At 36.1% G+C, this 16,307-nt stretch carries 8 protein-coding genes; all 8 read right to left on the bottom strand.

Annotated features, from left to right (window positions below; translation table 11 throughout):
• Positions 1-398: 398 nt before the first annotated feature.
• The 8 genes from EP747_RS09050 to EP747_RS09015 all read right to left on the bottom strand — a co-directional run bounded on the left by EP747_RS09050 (position 399) and on the right by EP747_RS09015 (position 16,306).
• Positions 399-1,871 carry a WD40/YVTN/BNR-like repeat-containing protein gene (locus EP747_RS09050; RefSeq protein WP_129689588.1) on the bottom strand — a complete coding sequence of 491 codons (1,473 nt, stop codon included), beginning with the start codon at positions 1,869-1,871 and terminating at the stop codon, positions 399-401.
• Between the two features lie 158 nt (positions 1,872-2,029).
• Positions 2,030-4,111, bottom strand: a complete 2,082-nt coding sequence (locus EP747_RS09045) for a HAMP domain-containing sensor histidine kinase (RefSeq protein ID WP_129689587.1) — start codon at positions 4,109-4,111, stop codon at positions 2,030-2,032.
• Complete coding sequence (locus tag EP747_RS09040; RefSeq protein ID WP_129689586.1) at positions 4,086-4,772, bottom strand: response regulator transcription factor; 687 nt, start codon at positions 4,770-4,772, stop codon at positions 4,086-4,088. The genes EP747_RS09045 and EP747_RS09040 overlap by 26 nt, the downstream gene beginning before the upstream one ends.
• Before the next feature lie 308 nt (positions 4,773-5,080).
• Positions 5,081-8,371, bottom strand: a complete 3,291-nt coding sequence (locus EP747_RS09035) for a bacterial Ig-like domain-containing protein (RefSeq protein ID WP_165346942.1) — start codon at positions 8,369-8,371, stop codon at positions 5,081-5,083.
• Between the two features lie 119 nt (positions 8,372-8,490).
• Positions 8,491-13,839, bottom strand: coding sequence for an InlB B-repeat-containing protein (locus EP747_RS09030; protein WP_129689584.1), 5,349 nt, complete (start codon positions 13,837-13,839; stop codon positions 8,491-8,493).
• A gap of 735 nt (positions 13,840-14,574) precedes the next feature.
• Positions 14,575-15,054: a 23S rRNA (pseudouridine(1915)-N(3))-methyltransferase RlmH gene (gene rlmH / locus EP747_RS09025; RefSeq protein WP_129689583.1), complete on the bottom strand. Its 480-nt coding sequence runs from the start codon at positions 15,052-15,054 to the stop codon at positions 14,575-14,577.
• Positions 15,055-15,113: 59 nt separating this feature from the next.
• A complete protein-coding gene (locus EP747_RS09020; protein ID WP_114344968.1) occupies positions 15,114-15,305 on the bottom strand; it encodes a CxxH/CxxC protein in 192 nt (63 codons plus the stop codon).
• 206 nt (positions 15,306-15,511) lie between these two features.
• Positions 15,512-16,306, bottom strand: a complete 795-nt coding sequence (locus EP747_RS09015; protein WP_056467200.1) for an MBL fold metallo-hydrolase — start codon at positions 16,304-16,306, stop codon at positions 15,512-15,514.
• Between the last annotated feature and the right edge of the window lies 1 nt (position 16,307).

Genomic DNA, 16,307 nt, shown 5'->3' with positions numbered 1-16,307 from the left:
TATTCCCCCCTAACCATTTCCCCCTCTAATAACAGAATTTTAATATTTTTAAAAATTTTACGACAATTATATCGCCATTCTTCATTATAAGTGAGGGTTATAAGGACAGTAAATTGGGGAATTTTAGCGTAAAATGGAGAGAAAATCTTGTCATATTTTGTTAAAATTTTGGAGTAATATCCTTTTTTCATTGTTTTACATGGGTATTTTATCGGAATGTATTTGGGGGAATTTGCAACTTGTTACTCTACTAATTTTGATAATTTCAATTCTTTGGGATAAATTAGTAATTCTTAATCTACTTACTCAAGTAAAGAACATAAAGAAAGACCTCTCAAAAAAAATTGAGAGATCTTTCTTTATGTTCTTTATAGAATTAACTGTTTGACTAAGAGTGCCTATTTTATAACCTCTTTCACAAATCTCCATGTTTGTCCTTTATCTTCTGATTGATAGAGTTCGCTACTATTACCGTTATAATCTCCATCTGAACCTTGACCAACCAACATACTTAAAAATCCGTCCATCTCAAAAGGCATACTCGGGGTATCAAAAGGTTTTATAGACTGTCCATTATTCAACTTTACTTCATGAGGAGAGTAATTTACTTTTTTGAAAGAAATGCCTCCATCATCCGTACGATATAAGGTTCCTTCATTACCAGAAGGATTAACTGCTCCTAAAAATCCGAGCTTGTCATCCAAAAAGACTACTCCAGAGGCGCCTCCTACTGTTCCGCTGTATGGGTCATTATTAATAACAGTCCATGTATTTCCACCATCCGTTGTCTTACTTAATGAATAAAATGTGCTTCCCAATGCTTTATCAGCAACATTTAATTTATATCCGACCTCTTTAGATAGATAAAACTGTTCGTTAGTATTCTTTAATTCATTTTTCTTTTCGTTAGAGTTTACTTGATTTTGAGTAGTAGATGGCTTACTCCAACTTGGATCACCTACTAAGTTATATCTAACAGGTGTGATCACTTTTTCCTTTCCAGGGACAAATAAAGATACTGTATAGCCTATTATTTCAGAATTTGCTTCATCCAGACTATATTCTTTTCCATCCTTATCAATATTAACGATGCCATTTGTATTGTATTCCCAATTTCTTTTTCCGTAATAGACCAAACCGTACTGATTCTCGTTCCACTTATTAACGGTTTGTTTAATCGGAATAACATTTACTGTTTTAATTAAAGGTTCTACTAGTTTATCTTCATTATAGTCAGGCTTTGCATATCCGTTTAATCTTATAGTAATATTTTGTGATTTATTTTCCCCATAAGTTATTAGGTAGGTTTCTTCTTTTCCATTGTCATTTGTCCCATGGATAAATGTATATAATGATGTAATTTTTCCATCTGAATTAAATTTAATAGAAAAATTATTGACGATATATAATTTTTTTGGCAAGGTAATTTTTTTATTTATATCTTCAAAAATACCTTCTACTCCATATTTATAAATATTGTTATGTTCAAATTTAACTGACCTTTCATTCTTTAATCGCTCGATATACCAAGCTAGTTTACCACCAAAATTTGTTGAACTTTTATAAATATTTAACCCATAAAATAATGTAATTGCTATAAAAATAATAATAGAAATAGATTTCCATACTCTTAAATCTGTTAGTTTAGGTTTATACTCACTATTTTTTATAATCTTTAATGTAGTAAACACAATAACTGATATTAAGATTACTATAAATAGTAGTAAAATAGGAAGATTCTTATTCAGGCTTCCATACTTGCATATTGAAGCCAACTTTTGTCCAAAAATCCAGTATCCAACTAAAAAAATTGGATTTATTAATAATGAAATAAGTATTCTTTTTACGTTTCCCCTCAATATGTAGATCACTCCTAATTGAAATTAGTCGTACTATTTTTTCTATATAAAGTATACTTTGTTTTTTTAGATTTTTGCATGATTCGTGATTACCAACTTATCTCTTTAATAAACATGTCAAAAAAGCACTCCATTATGAAAATGAAGTGCTAATTATTATTTATATTTGATTAAGCAATCAAATGATTATGCTTTGGCATTCTAATCATCACCTTAAATAAATCACCATCAACTTGAATTGAAAACTGTCCTTTTTGAATTTCAATAAGACTTTTGGCTATTGAAAGACCTAAACCGCTACCTTGGCTATTTCTCGATTCATCGCCTCTTTTAAACCGTTCCATTAGTTCATCAGCTGATATATTTAATTCATAAGCAGAAATATTTTTGAAAGTAAGAAGTATATCATTACCTATATCTTCTATATCTATATATACCCTTGATCCTCTAAGTGCATATTTAAATATATTTGATAATAAATTCTCTACGGACCTCCATAATAGTTTTCCATCTGCTGCAACATAAAGTTTATCTTGAGGATGGTTTATTTTAAATGCCAAATCTAAAGCCTCAATTTTTTCATTTACTTCTCCTAGACCCTGAGTTAGTAAAGATAAAATATCTATCCGTTCTAGTTGAACAGGCATCGTTCCGCTAGATGCTTTTGCTGCTTCAAATAAATCATCGGTTAATAGCTTTAATCTTTGTGATTTTTGATCTAAAACCTCAACATATTGTTCTATTTTTAAAGGGTCCTTTTCCTTTTTCAATAAATCGACATACGTAATAATTGAAGTCAGTGGTGTCCTTATATCATGTGATACATTCGTGATGAGTTCTGTTTTCATCCTCTCACTTTTTAGCTCCCGTTCAACAGCAGTATTCAAGCCATCTGTTATGCTATTTATATTTTCAGAAAGACCGACAAACTCACCTTTCCCATCTACCTCTATACGGTGATGGAAATCGCCTGCTTTTATTTTCCCGACCCCTTCTTTGATCGCATTGAATTTTTTAATTTGTTTATACGTAAACCATGCCGCAAAGCCAATTGTGATTGGGAATATATAAAATGTTAACGCAATTAAGATTGGGTAACCAACTACTAGAAGTACTGTTTTAACACCAGTACTGCCACTACTATAGACATTTTTAATAAATGTAAAAAGCTTACTTAATAAAAGATAGATTAAAGTATGTTTTATCAGTGTTCCATTTTTAATATGTTTTATTAATGATAGAATCAGCACTAGTGCTACAATTAAAAACGGTACCGTAAGGAAGAAAACTAACTTATTAATGACTTCAATTGTCAGCATTTCTACTAATGCTACCCAAGAGGAAATTAGAGCTATTAGCAGTACTACGTTAATATCATTAAATAATTTATCAATTGCATTTAAATGTAGTTCTCGATCATTAAATGATTTTCTACCAATAATAAGTGCTAAGTATGCTAGAGATACTAAAAATCCGATTGAACTAGTTATGAACAGAATAAATGCTTTCGTTGCAATTGCCTTATCCTCTTTCCATTCTTTACTTTTTTGATCTAAAGCTTCTTGTGTGAACGCCATAGAAACTTCCATATTTTTTGCATTTAACTGATCTAAATTTTCGGTAATCCAATTAAAACGCTTATTCTTTTCAATTTCTGCTGGATAAATTTCTCTTTTATAATCTTTATAAATTATATAGGAAGGGTTCGTTTTGAATTGACCTTTTAACGTATTATTTGTAAATTCATTAATACCATCACTGGCATAATATAATAAATCTTTGTTTTGAGCTAAAATTTGCATTAAACCTTGATATATTTTTAAATCATCCGTTATCATCTGGTTCTTTGCTTGATTAATTTCTTTTGCATAAGCTTCTTTAAAATTTTTAAAGTTTTCTTCTTCACTTAAGCTAGGATTATATATTTTCGACTTTGCCATAAAGTCAAGATATAAAGATTCTTCAATTGTCCTCATATCCTCTGTGCTAAATGCTCCACCCTTTGAAATATTTTCTTCACTCTTATACTCACCTACTAATTGAGTCAGGCTATTAATAATAGGTTCAACTTCTTGCATATAGGATTTGCTAAGGAAGTAATTATCTTCAAAGACTATTCCAAAATCATCGTCAGTTAAAGCCTCCATATTCGCAATAGATTTTAGTATGCCTGAAAAAAATAGAACGACTATTGTAAAAACAATTATTTTTGTTGTTAGCGAATGACTATATTTTTTCGACCTTATATCCAACTCCCCACACCACCTTCAAATATTTTGGTTCTTTAGGATTTATTTCGATTTTCTCTCTAATTTTTCGAATATGGACAGATACTGTATTTTCAGGATTAAAAGCCGTTTCGTTCCATACTCTTTCATAAATTTCCTCAATGGAAAATACTCTACCTGCATTTTCAGTCAAGAGCTTTACAATCTTATACTGAACGGGAGTAAGATGTACAACTTCCCCATCAACTGTGATAATTTTGCTTTCATCATCAATTAAGAGCCCACCACTACGATATAAACTACTCTTAGTTTCAAGACTGCCTAAGCTTGTATATCTCCGTAATTGCGATTTAACTCGTGCGATTAGCTCTAATGGATTGAATGGTTTTGTTATGTAATCATCTGCACCTAAATTTAAGCCTAAAATTTTGTCCGAGTCCTCAGATTTCGCAGACAGCATTATGACGGGCACCTTATAATTTTCTCTAATCTTCATCGTAGCTCGAATTCCATCTAGCTTAGGCATCATAATGTCCATAATAATGAGATGGATTTCCTGGTTTTCGATAGTCTCTAGAGCCTCTACTCCGTTATAAGCCTTGAACATGCTATATCCTTCATTTTCTAAATAAATACAAATAGCCTCTACAATTGACTGATCATCATCGCAAACTAATATGTTCATGTCCATTCTCTCCTATTTACCTTTTTCAAAATTGTATCACCTCTTTATTTTTCATGTTAAGAGGATGATATCAGTAAAATCTTAATAACCTCTCAATGTAAATCTTAAGATTTTCTTATTATTTAAATAGCCTGCTCCTGTGGAAACCTAAAAACTCACACTACTAAAAAAAGCCTCTCAGTTTTCTGAGAGGTTTACTTTGTCATTCATTATTAATTGTTGGTAAATCCGTTTGAATCATTCCTCCGTATTAACAAAAGAAAACGATGGAAAATCTATTTGGGATTTTCCATCGTTTGTGGTTTCAATTATTTTGTAACTTTGTATGTCTTAGTGCTTGTTTGTCCTAAAGCATCTTTGACTGTGACAGTGATGACTGTATTTTTCGTTGGCTTTGTAATCTTCACAGTGTATGTTCCATTTGAGCTTACACTTACCGCCTTGTAGATTTTTATACCTACTTTTACAGTGACCGTACAGCCTTTTTCAGCCTTACCTGTTACAGACGTAGACTTAGTCGTTACTGTATTGATGGTAGGCAATGCAGGTATTGCTTTAATAGTGAACTTAACTGTAGTCACATTGTTATTCTTATCAGTTACGACAAGTGTGTAAGTTCCAGCTACTTTAATAGCTGTACCACTTACAAAAGTCTTATTATTTAACAATGCAGATTTGATTCCAAGATTGTCACTGTATTTAACGATCGTTCCAACCTTGTAAGTTTTACCTGAAACAACACCAGAAATGACTGGTTTTGTTTTGTCAGCGGCAATCTTCTCTAATCCAGCAATTATTGATAAGCCAGATGTGACTTTGTTGTAGTTAGTAACTAGCTTTTTCTGGTCAGCAGAAAGCGCGTTGTAAGCAGTTTGAGCTGCTATATATTTGGCTTTATTTGCAATCGTAGGTGTTAGCGCATTGATTTGATCAATAACTACTTTAGCCGCTGCTTGATTCTCAAGACTTGCAATCACACTTAGTGCTGTAGTTAATTTTGAATAGTTGGTTACTAATAATTTTTGTGCTGATGTTAGCCCGTTGTATTTTGTTTTTGCAGCATTTACTGCTTCTTTATCTTTCAATGTAATCGTAGTCGGTAATGCATTGATCGCTGAAATGACATCATTTGCAGCTACTTGATCTGGATGAAGACTGACCGTTACATCGAATGTCGCTGTTTTTTCACCAACTGTTACTGTAATCGTCTGTGTTCCAACTTTCGAAGGGTCGAACCCACTAATATTCGCCATTGTGATCGTTTGAAAACGTGTGTAAGTATCTGAATAAAGTCCGCTCACTCGTAAGCCCGCTATATCTAGTTCATCACCAACAATATAATCAGTTTTGTAAGGTGGTGATGCAATAGAGATGCTTGATAATGTTGCTGCTTCTGTTGGATTCCATGTCACAATAATCGTCAGGATGTTATTCATTGGGCCCGAACGAACAACCGAGTCGACTACGCCACCCGTTACACCTGTTACCGTTGAATTTTCGTTAAATGAATAGCCAGTTTCAGCCGTATACACATACTTTGTTTTGTATGTTGTTGCTCCTGCGTAGTTTCCGCTTGCTGCAGACCATGAAGCACCATCGTTTTTAGACCATGTGACAGTTGGTGTTGCAGCTAGTCCAGTTGTGACTGTGTTGATTCCGTCCGCCATTTCCGCTCCCGCAACTGGTGCTGCTGTTCCAATTGATACACCATCCACAAATTGCAATGAACCTGTTACGGCCCACTTTACATCTATTGTTAGAGTATCACTGTCCCTGTTCACAGATGATGGAATGACTGAGTACGAAACAACTGCTGGAGATGGAGGTACAGTAATATTTGTTTTAGAGATGGTTGAATCAAATTTAAACCCTCTGTCTGCCGTATAAACATACCGAGTCCAGTACTGAGTGACTGGTTGATAAAGTCCATCTGTGTCTTTCCAAGTCACTTTATTATCAGTTGACCATTTGACAACAAGTGATGTATTGGCGACTGGGTTTAAGCCAGCATCCATCACTTCCCCGACTTTCGGTTGAATGGTATGAATCGTAATCGGTTTTGGAAGCGATGGTAATTGACCATTTGATTTAAATCGTTTAATGTCAATCAATTGACCATTTGCATCGTAAAATTCAAATGAAGGATTACTGTAAATAACATTTGCGCCATCATTGGACAGTTTGATCGGCGCCAAAACCCAAGTGATGTTTCCGCCTGATACGATCGAATTTGCAGTGATATTAGCGTCATACGTATTCAAGACAGTTCCATCTGAACCGAACATTTTTGCACTGACTGTTCCCGCTGGTGCCTTAAAGAAAACTGGGACAGCTGCATACTTCAAACCAGCAGGGATGTCGCCTGCAAGGTAATCTCCAGACCAATTGATGACTCCACTACCTGCGACAATCGAATTAATACTGATTTTGTTCCCAACACCTGTTAAATCCATATCGGGAGGGATCGGTGCACCAATTGCCGAAGGATTGGTTGCTGTATCCGTTTTTACGTAATTTGAACCAGTTAGTAAGCCATCTGAACGAAATTTCTTCGTCGTGATCTTACCGCTCGCATCGGTAAATTCAATTCTTGGTGATGTATACGTTTCAATTTTGCCGTCAATCGCTAGTGTAATACCAGCTAAAATATAACTGATATTCCCACCCGACACAACTGAAAACGCAAGATCATCCGTACTATAACTTTTTAACAAGCTGCCATCCGAACCGTAATATTTCGCACTGACTGTTCCCGCGGGCGCTTTAAAGAAAACGGGCACATTTGCATAATTTAAACCAACAGGAATATCGTTTGGCAAATAAGAACCTTTCCATTCGATGGTTCCAGGTTGACCTGTAATGTTTGATGTTCTGATCGAATTAATACTGATTTTGCTACCAACACCTGATAGATCCATTTTTGCAATGTTTTCAGGTGTTGCACCAGCAGTTGATGCATTCGACGTTACATCACCTGTTAAGAAAACGGATCCTGGCACATAACCATCTGACTTAAACGTCTTTGTTGCGATCGCCACACTGTCTTGATCCAAAAAAACAAATCGAGGAGCAGTGACTTTTTCAACTTTTCCCTGACTGAATAAGGTAATAGGGACTAAAATATACGAGATGGTATCATTTGAAACGACTGAAAACGCCGTATCCGATGTAGTATATAACCTCTGAAGCGCACCATTCGAATCGTAATATCGTACACTTTTTGTGCCTGCGGGTGCTTTAAAGAAAACTGGTGCATTTGCATAATCTAGACCAGCAGGAATGTCGCTTAGTTGGTATGAACCAGTCCAAGTAAGCGTACCGTCTGGTGCAATATTAGGAAGGCTTACTTTCCCAGTTCCAACGACACCCGATAAATCCATATTTGATGTAGCACCAACCGGTTTGGCTGTTTGTACTTCAGAAGCTACAAATGGTTTCGGCGTTAACTCATCAATGCCTTGTGGTGTTACTTGTGCGGCATGTGCCGTTGGAGCAGACATTGCAATTGGTGTTGCAAATGCACTTACCAAGAGCATAGCACTTAAAGGTAAAGCAACAATTTTGCTTCTCAAAACTTTTTTGATTTTCTTACCTAGCATTTTCAATCCCCCATATTCAAATTTTAATACTTTAAAAGATTGAGTTACGTGATTAAAAAAAGGAAAATTTCTCATATCGAGAAATTTACCTTTTCTTATGTGATTAATTTACTAATTTATTAATTTATTAATTTATTAACTTTTGCAACTAATGCAGTTCTTGTTTTTGAATCAAAAATACCCGTTTGTTTCAAGCCGCTCGCTTTTTGAAGCTTTTTGATTGCATCTGTTGTTCCCTTTCCTAATTTACCGTCTACGACTAACTTACCATAACCAAGCTTGTTTAATGTTGCTTGTAGGAATTGAATACCATACTTCGTTTTTGCTTGTTCAACGGAAGGAATGTTCGCTTCAATTAACCATACTTTCTTACCATTTACGATAATAGATGGAATAGCAGTCCATTTCGCATAAAGTGTAACATCTTTTGTGACAGCTTTTTTGAAGTCATATTTAGTTGTGTAGGCTGTACTTGTATACCAACCTTTAAATACATAACCTGATCTTTTTGGATCGGCTGGTTTCGTTACAGCAGTATTGTAATTTACTTTCTTACTAGCAATTAGGCTTCCACCTTTTGCATCAAATCTCACCGTTGACTGAATAATTGTCCACTTCGCATAAAGTGTGATGTTATTTTTTACTTTTGTCGAGAAGTTGTAAGGTGTTGTACAAGCTGAATTTGTATACCAACCGCCAAATGTATAACCTACTCTTTTTGGATTAGCTGGTTTCGTTATAGCAGTATTGTAATTTACTTTCGTACTACTAATTAAGCTTCCACCTTTTGTATCAAATCTCACCGTTGACTGAATAATTGTCCACTTCGCATAAAGTGTCATCGTATCTGTTACAGGTGACGAGAAGTTGAAAGGTGTTGTACAAGCTGAATCTGTGTACCAACCACCAAATGTGTAACCCTCTTTTGTAGGTACTGTTGGCACAGTAGCAGTTCCAACTCCCTTAATTGTTTGACTCGTTACAGCACTACCACCAAGTGAATCAAATGACACAACGTATTCTTTTATTCCTGTAGTTGCTTTGGCAACATTTGAAATTCCCTCATTCAAACCGCCAGTTACGTTCAATCTGAACTGGTAAGAAACACCCATTTGTAATCCAGTTACTTTTGCACTATTCGAGATCGGCGTCACTTGTTTTTCTGTGTTTGCAGCACTCCATGTCAATCCATTATCACTCGATTGTTCAATTTTCACTTGCGTTGCGCCCACTGGAGACAACCAGTTAAGTGCTACTTTATCAGAGGTTACTGAAGCGCTCTTTAATGTATTGATCTCCATAGGAATATTTAATTCATTCCAAATATCTGAACTGTATTGACCATCAACCATTTCCTGCGGAGTTAAAGTTGAATCAGCATTTTTTTGATATAGATTCTTATATAAGACTTCCATATCCTTTGCGTCTATTATATTATCGGCATTTAGATTTTCAGGAACGTAAAGGATTGTAGCCGGTGCATTGGTTTGACCAAACTTATCAGCAACCTTCTTCACGTCTAGAACGTCGATGACGCCATCTTCATTGACATCTCCCGCTAGAGACATCGGTTGTGCATCTTTTGTATTGATGGCTACGACCCCAATTTGTTCTCCAGTTGCAGACGTTTGACTTAATTTAATTTTCTGTACACTCTTCAAATGATTCGGTGCTTCAATGACAAGCTCATACTCATCATTCGACAATGGAATATTACGAATGCTGAAAAGTCCAGAAGGAGAAATTTCAGAAGCTGGGTATTTTTCTCCAGTTGATGATTGTGCATAAATGTTGACATAATTTCTGTAATCTGATCGGTATCCCTCTACTAATCCCCACGCATCAGAAAACACAAATGAATGGTGATTATCAACCGAGATTTTCCTTGGATCTAATGTGACTTTAAAACCGAGCTCGTCGACAGCTTCAATATTAATGGTATATTGACCATCCGGCATGTCCTTTTTCGGATACCACTTTAACCCATAAAGCGTGTCCTTGTTTTTGAATGAAGTCGAATCAACGACATTCCCATCTGAATCCTTCACGTTAACTGTCCAATCAAGCTTCTTTAAGGCAAAAGAAGAAATACTAATCGGTGTTTTTTGATTGACAATAACAGGTGTATCTTTCGGAATACTTGGTCCATTTCCTTCATAATAGGTTGAATTAATCAACATTTCAGTATTATTCACATGTTTTCCATATTCGATATAACTAAAGTTATACGCGTTATCAATGTTTCGAATCGCTACGCTTTCTGGATTTGAATCTAAATCAACTGAGTACGTTGATAAGGTATGACTTGATGTGGCAGGAGCTTCCACTCCAGTAACCTGTTTACCGTCTACATAGACGATTCCACCCATATAACCACTACCGTTATCATTGTCTTTTACATCCCATTCTACTTTGTACTTCGTGATGCCATTTTTAGTGAATGGCGTCACTCGAAGATTGCTAGCAACAGGGGCACTTGCATCGACTTTGATTGGCATTTTTACAATCTGTGGTGTTGCACCAGCATTGTCTAATGTTGTTTTAATGACCATCTGATAGTCGCCATCTGGCACGATTTTTCCGGTTTCATCCGTCAGATCCCAGTATTCACCTTCCAATTTGTATGCATAATCGCCTGCATTAAAGATGTTTTTGGTGAAACGGATTGGATCACCTACTTCATCTACGTAATCACTAAAATCTGTGATGTATTTGACACGGTTTCCATCTTTATCTTCTACATATACTTCGGCTTTGCTTAGATTTCTTAAGGCTGTGAATGACACATATGGTCCATAGATCGTTGATCTTGGTGATTCAGCGAGTCGGTCAGGATTGATTTTCCCATTCACATACCCCATCGGTGTGTCCTCTGAACGTTGATCCCAAATCGCTGTATACCCTAAGTAATTATCGCTATTTCCATAAACTGGCGCATCGATATTCTTTAGTTCATTCCAATCCCCAACGAATCCCATATACGGGACAGTTAATTGAGGGATGTCTTGATTCTTCGGTACAAGGCGAACGAACCCTTCAAGGAACGAATTTGGCTTCAGATTCGTCGCATTTGATAAATCAATTTGGAAGTTTAGTGTTTGCTTAGACCCTTTATCAACATGAACCGTTATGCCTGACGTGTTGGAGATCGGATCGCCATACAGTGACACTTTAGCGCCTGACACTCTCGTCGTCTTCATGGTTAATGAGTCTTTGAAATGATCATTCGTTCCATCATGGTCAAGATCGAATGCATTACTTTGTTTCTCATCTGTTAACACATCAACATAGACCGTATAATCTAACGTATCTGGTACCGTTTCGCCATTTAAAGCTTGGAGCGTTAGGTTGAATTTTGTCGTGTTCCCTTTGATTTCTTTCAGCGCAACTGCCCCTGCTTTTTCGAGCGTGGTGTCACGGTTATAAACAAGAGCTGGTGTTTCGATTGCTTTATCGATTTGCATCATCCCTGAGCCTTGTTTTCTAGGCGAGTAAGGCGTATTTGCTGTGCTACTTGAATCAGTCAGAATTTTTGATGTATTCATCAACATAATTTTCGCTTTTAGCGCTGTTGCCATGTCTTTCTTTTCGCCATTCTGTTTTAATGCTTGAAGCACTAATGCAGCTCCTCCGGCTACGTGTGGCGACGCCATGGACGTTCCACTGTAAATATCATACTTGTTGTCTTTAACGGTTGAATAGATATTCCCACCAGGAGCGGTAATTTCAGGTTTAAACGTTAAGTCTTCTGGTGTTCCCCATGATGAGAAATCAGACATTTTTCCTGAAATTGGGTTTTTGACCCACACGCCATTATGGGTGAAAGACATTTTTAGTTTTTCGCCACTTTTTAGTCGATTAATAATCTTGTTCCCATCGACAACACTTGTTGTTACGATTGGAATGCCATCCAAATAAGTCGCTTGTTGTGCATAGTCAGAAGTTGATCTTAGAATAACGGCAGCTGCACCCCGAGTGTCTGGTCCCGTTTGATAAGAACCGAAGTTTTGAACCGGACCGTTATTGTTTAAGACAACAATCTTTCCTTTCACATCAATTCCTGCCAATTTAAGGTCGTTGAAATCCGCTGTTGTCCCTTGATTTGCATACACTAAATCATACTCTTTGTCCGAACCTAATGCATCAACCATATCAGCGTTTAGTTTTTGGTAGCCAAAAGTTGATCCGTCAGACAGTTTCATCTGATTGATTCGGATTTGATCATTTTCATACGATGCAACTTGAAGTGCATAAGGACTATTACCCGGTGAACCGACTAATCCGATATCTGGATTATCCGCATATGGTGTAACTGTTTGCGGGAATCCCAAAGTGTTATACGTGCTATAAAAGGAGTTACCTGCAGCCGCTACGACAACAACACCTTGTTCAACAGCATTTCGAATGGCTTTTTCGGTTGGAGCAATTGCTTCATCCGTTGAACCTGCCGGTGAACCTAAACTAAGATTAATAACATCCGCGCCCATCTCTACAGCATGTTGGATCCCTGCGATGATATCATCCTCAGAAGCTCCGCCACCTGCATCTGGAAATACCTTTTCCGCAAGGATTTGCGCGCCTGGTGCGATTCCTACAACGCCATTGTTGTTTTCATCACCGTTTGCCCCGACTGTACCCGCGACGTGCATTCCATGGGCCTCTTCGCCTGGCATCGGATCACTATCTTTATCCGCCCAGTCATACCCTGTTGGCACTTTATCAGTGAAAAATTGATCGTTTACCGGCGTACTAGCTAGTTTATCTTTTATATTTTCACTCGTTAAACGAGCTTGTTGTTTCCCTTTTTCGGTTAGTTTCATATCTTGGTGTCGATAATCCACTCCAGTGTCCACAACCGCTACAATCATTCCTTCGCCTTGCAAGTTGTGTTTTTCCCACGCCTGTTGTGCATTCACCATTGCCTTACTAGAAACCATTTCATGATCATATGTTCGCGCTACTCGAACATTCGCTACATTTGGTAGCCTCTTAATGGCTTTTAGATTCTTATACTCTGTTTCAATACTTACACCATTAACACCAATGGAATAATCATGACGAACCTTACCCTTGATTCCTTTTTGACGAATTTGTTTCTTTATTTTGTCATGTGACTTTTTGAATCCACTTCGTTTTACTTTCTCTTCTTTTGCATTTTTGGCAGGAGCATCTTTTAATTCAACAATTAATCTCACTTTTTTGTTTGGATCAATTGTTGGATCAATTGTTGCATCTTTTGATTTATTCAATGCCTTATACATACCCGTTGGATCATTCTTTTTTGCACTACCAAATAGAGGCGATGCAACAGTTTTTTCCTTTGGCTTTTCGCCACTCAGCACAAATCCTGAATGATTTTCTGTCGAAGCTTTAGCTATCGTTCCGCTTGCAAATGCTGGAACACCACTTGACATTAAAATTGCAGCCGCGGATAGTGCAGCAATACTCTTACTTGAACGCTGTCTCATTTCTCTTCTCCCCCTTAAACGATAAAATTTTACATATTTCTAAAGATTTCAACAATTTTCTGACCATACTAAATTATACTTGAGGGTTATCTGCACAGTAAATTGGGGAAATTTCGTGAAAAATGATAATAAATTGAGTATAGTTTGATAAAAAATGTAGAATATTGTACCTTTTTCCTTTGTCTTAATTTGATTTTTACAAAAATGTAAGTTGGGGGAATTTCGTGAAAAATGATAATAAATTGGGTAAAATTTGATAAAAAATGTAGAATACCCCATAATTTACCTTTGACTTACCTCGATTTTTACGAAAATAGAAGTTGGGGGAATTTCGTGAAAAATGATAATAATTTTGTATAGTTCGATAAAAAGTGAAGAATATTCCATAATTTTCTTTTGTTTTACTTCAATTTTACAAAAATAGAAGTTGGGGGAACTCGTTCCTCGGTAAATATATTTATTGAACAAGCTAACAGCACATCAAAAAGACCTCTCAGCAAACTGAGAGGTCTCAAACAAATAGATGGGATTATTTTCGAAATTCTGTATATTACTTTTTTACTATCAAGAATTTAGATAGAATATTTGACAATCATATTTGCTATTAAAAAAACACTTAGTAAATATGATTTGTGTGTCTCTTGTAAATCCTTACAATTATGTACCCTATTAGCAACTGAGCAAAAGAAAAAAGCCCTGGTTTGGACTTTTTCCCTTTTATCCTCAAATTCGCCTCTACTTATGGTAAGGTTCGTTCCTGTTAATCCTAAAAGCTCGATAAATCTGCTCCACCAATACCAATTTCATTAGCTGATGCGGAAAAGTCATTTTTGAAAATGACAATGTATCATCCGATCTTTTCATCACAGCATCACTTAGACCTAATGACCCACCAATCACAAATGCTACTTTGCTGTTTCCATATGTGGCAAGTTGATCTATTTTTTTTGCTAGTGATTCAGACGTATGTTCCTTCCCCTTAATTGCTAATGCAATTACATAAGCATCTTCTGCTATTTTACTTAAAATTCTTTCGCCTTCTTTTTCCTTTACGATTAGCATGTCTGCATCGCTTAAATTCTCTGGTGCCTTTTCATCTGGGACTTCGATAATATCCATTTTTGCATAACTAGATAATCGTTTTATGTATTCATCGATTCCCATCTTTAAATACTTCTCTTTTAACTTTCCAACACTGATAATTGAGATATTCACACTATATCCTCACTTTACAAACAAGTTATACACAAAAGTTATCCACATACCCACAATTTCTATCCACATTTAGTAGGGGAATCTATGTTCGATACAATATATATGGCATCATTTTGACAATATTCACAGGTTGTGGATATATTATGCGTTTTTTCGACTTTATTCAACAGAGGCGTTTCACTATACTTATCCACAAAATCGTCAAGAGCCCATTCAACATGCTCATCACAGCTTAAAATTGTTTTTTCCACTTATACACAGCTCCTTTTTTTAGCACATAAAGAAAACTCGTCGATTGACGAGCCTTTTAGGCGAAGTCAGAGGCGCAGTTGCACTTATACTTAATTCCTAAAATTGGCGACTACGTCGAGTACCTCTCCCTGCTGCCAAATTTATAATTTTTTAACGTAAAAAAAAGAGGAGAAAGTAAACTCTCCCCTTAAGTATGCGCTTTGTTTTATACATACACTATATCTGTTGGTTTTTGAGGATCCGTGTCATGAATTTCAAATTGCATCCCAACTTCAAATCCTTTTCCCTCTAATGTTTGTGTAACAGACATTCTGGCAAGCTCTTTCATATTATTATCTTGGCTTAAATGTGCAAGATAAATACGTTTTGTTTTATCTCCAATTACATCTGACATTGCAAGTGCAGCATCTTCATTTGATACGTGACCGACATCGCTTAATATACGGCGCTTAATGCTCCATGGATATCTACCCATGCGTAGCATTTCGACATCATGGTTACTTTCAAAAATGTACATATCTGCGTTAGAAATGATTCCCTTCATTCGGTCACTTACATAGCCTGTATCCGTAATTGTAACAAATTTTTTCTCGTTATGATGAAATACGTAAAACATTGGTTCAGCAGCGTCATGTGATACACCAAATGATTCAACTTCAATATCTCCAAACTGAATCGTCGTTTCCATGTTAAAAATGAACTTTTGCTCTGTTGGAATTTCTCCAATTAAATGGTTCATTGCTTTCCATGTTTTTTCATTCGCGTAAATTGGGATTTGATATCTTCTGGCAAGAACTCCAAGCCCTTTAATATGATCACTATGCTCATGCGTGACTAGAATGCCGGAAACTTCTTTTATATCCCTGTTGATATCTTTAAATAAAGACTCCATTGCTTTACCGCTTAGCCCTGTATCAACTAAAAGCTTAGTTTTCTCCGTCCCAACGTATAACGCATTTCCGGTACTGCCACTTGCAAGTACACTAAAATGCAGACTCATC

The sequence above is a fragment of the Gottfriedia acidiceleris genome (assembly GCF_004138285.1).
Lineage (GTDB): Bacteria > Bacillota > Bacilli > Bacillales > Bacillaceae_G > Gottfriedia > Gottfriedia acidiceleris_A.
The sequence above is the reverse complement of the archived record's forward strand: the minus strand, read 5'-3'. Positions and strand labels throughout refer to the sequence as shown.

Excerpts from the sequence above, each read along its gene's own strand:
- EP747_RS09040 (WP_129689586.1), bottom strand. The coding sequence starts at position 4,772 with ATGAACATATTAGTTTGCGATGATGATCAGTCAATTGTAGAGGCTATT.
- EP747_RS09035 (WP_165346942.1), bottom strand. The coding sequence starts at position 8,371 with ATGCTAGGTAAGAAAATCAAAAAAGTTTTGAGAAGCAAAATTGTTGCT.
- EP747_RS09030 (WP_129689584.1), bottom strand. The coding sequence starts at position 13,839 with ATGAGACAGCGTTCAAGTAAGAGTATTGCTGCACTATCCGCGGCTGCA.
- EP747_RS09015 (WP_056467200.1), bottom strand. The coding sequence starts at position 16,306 with ATGAGTCTGCATTTTAGTGTACTTGCAAGTGGCAGTACCGGAAATGCG.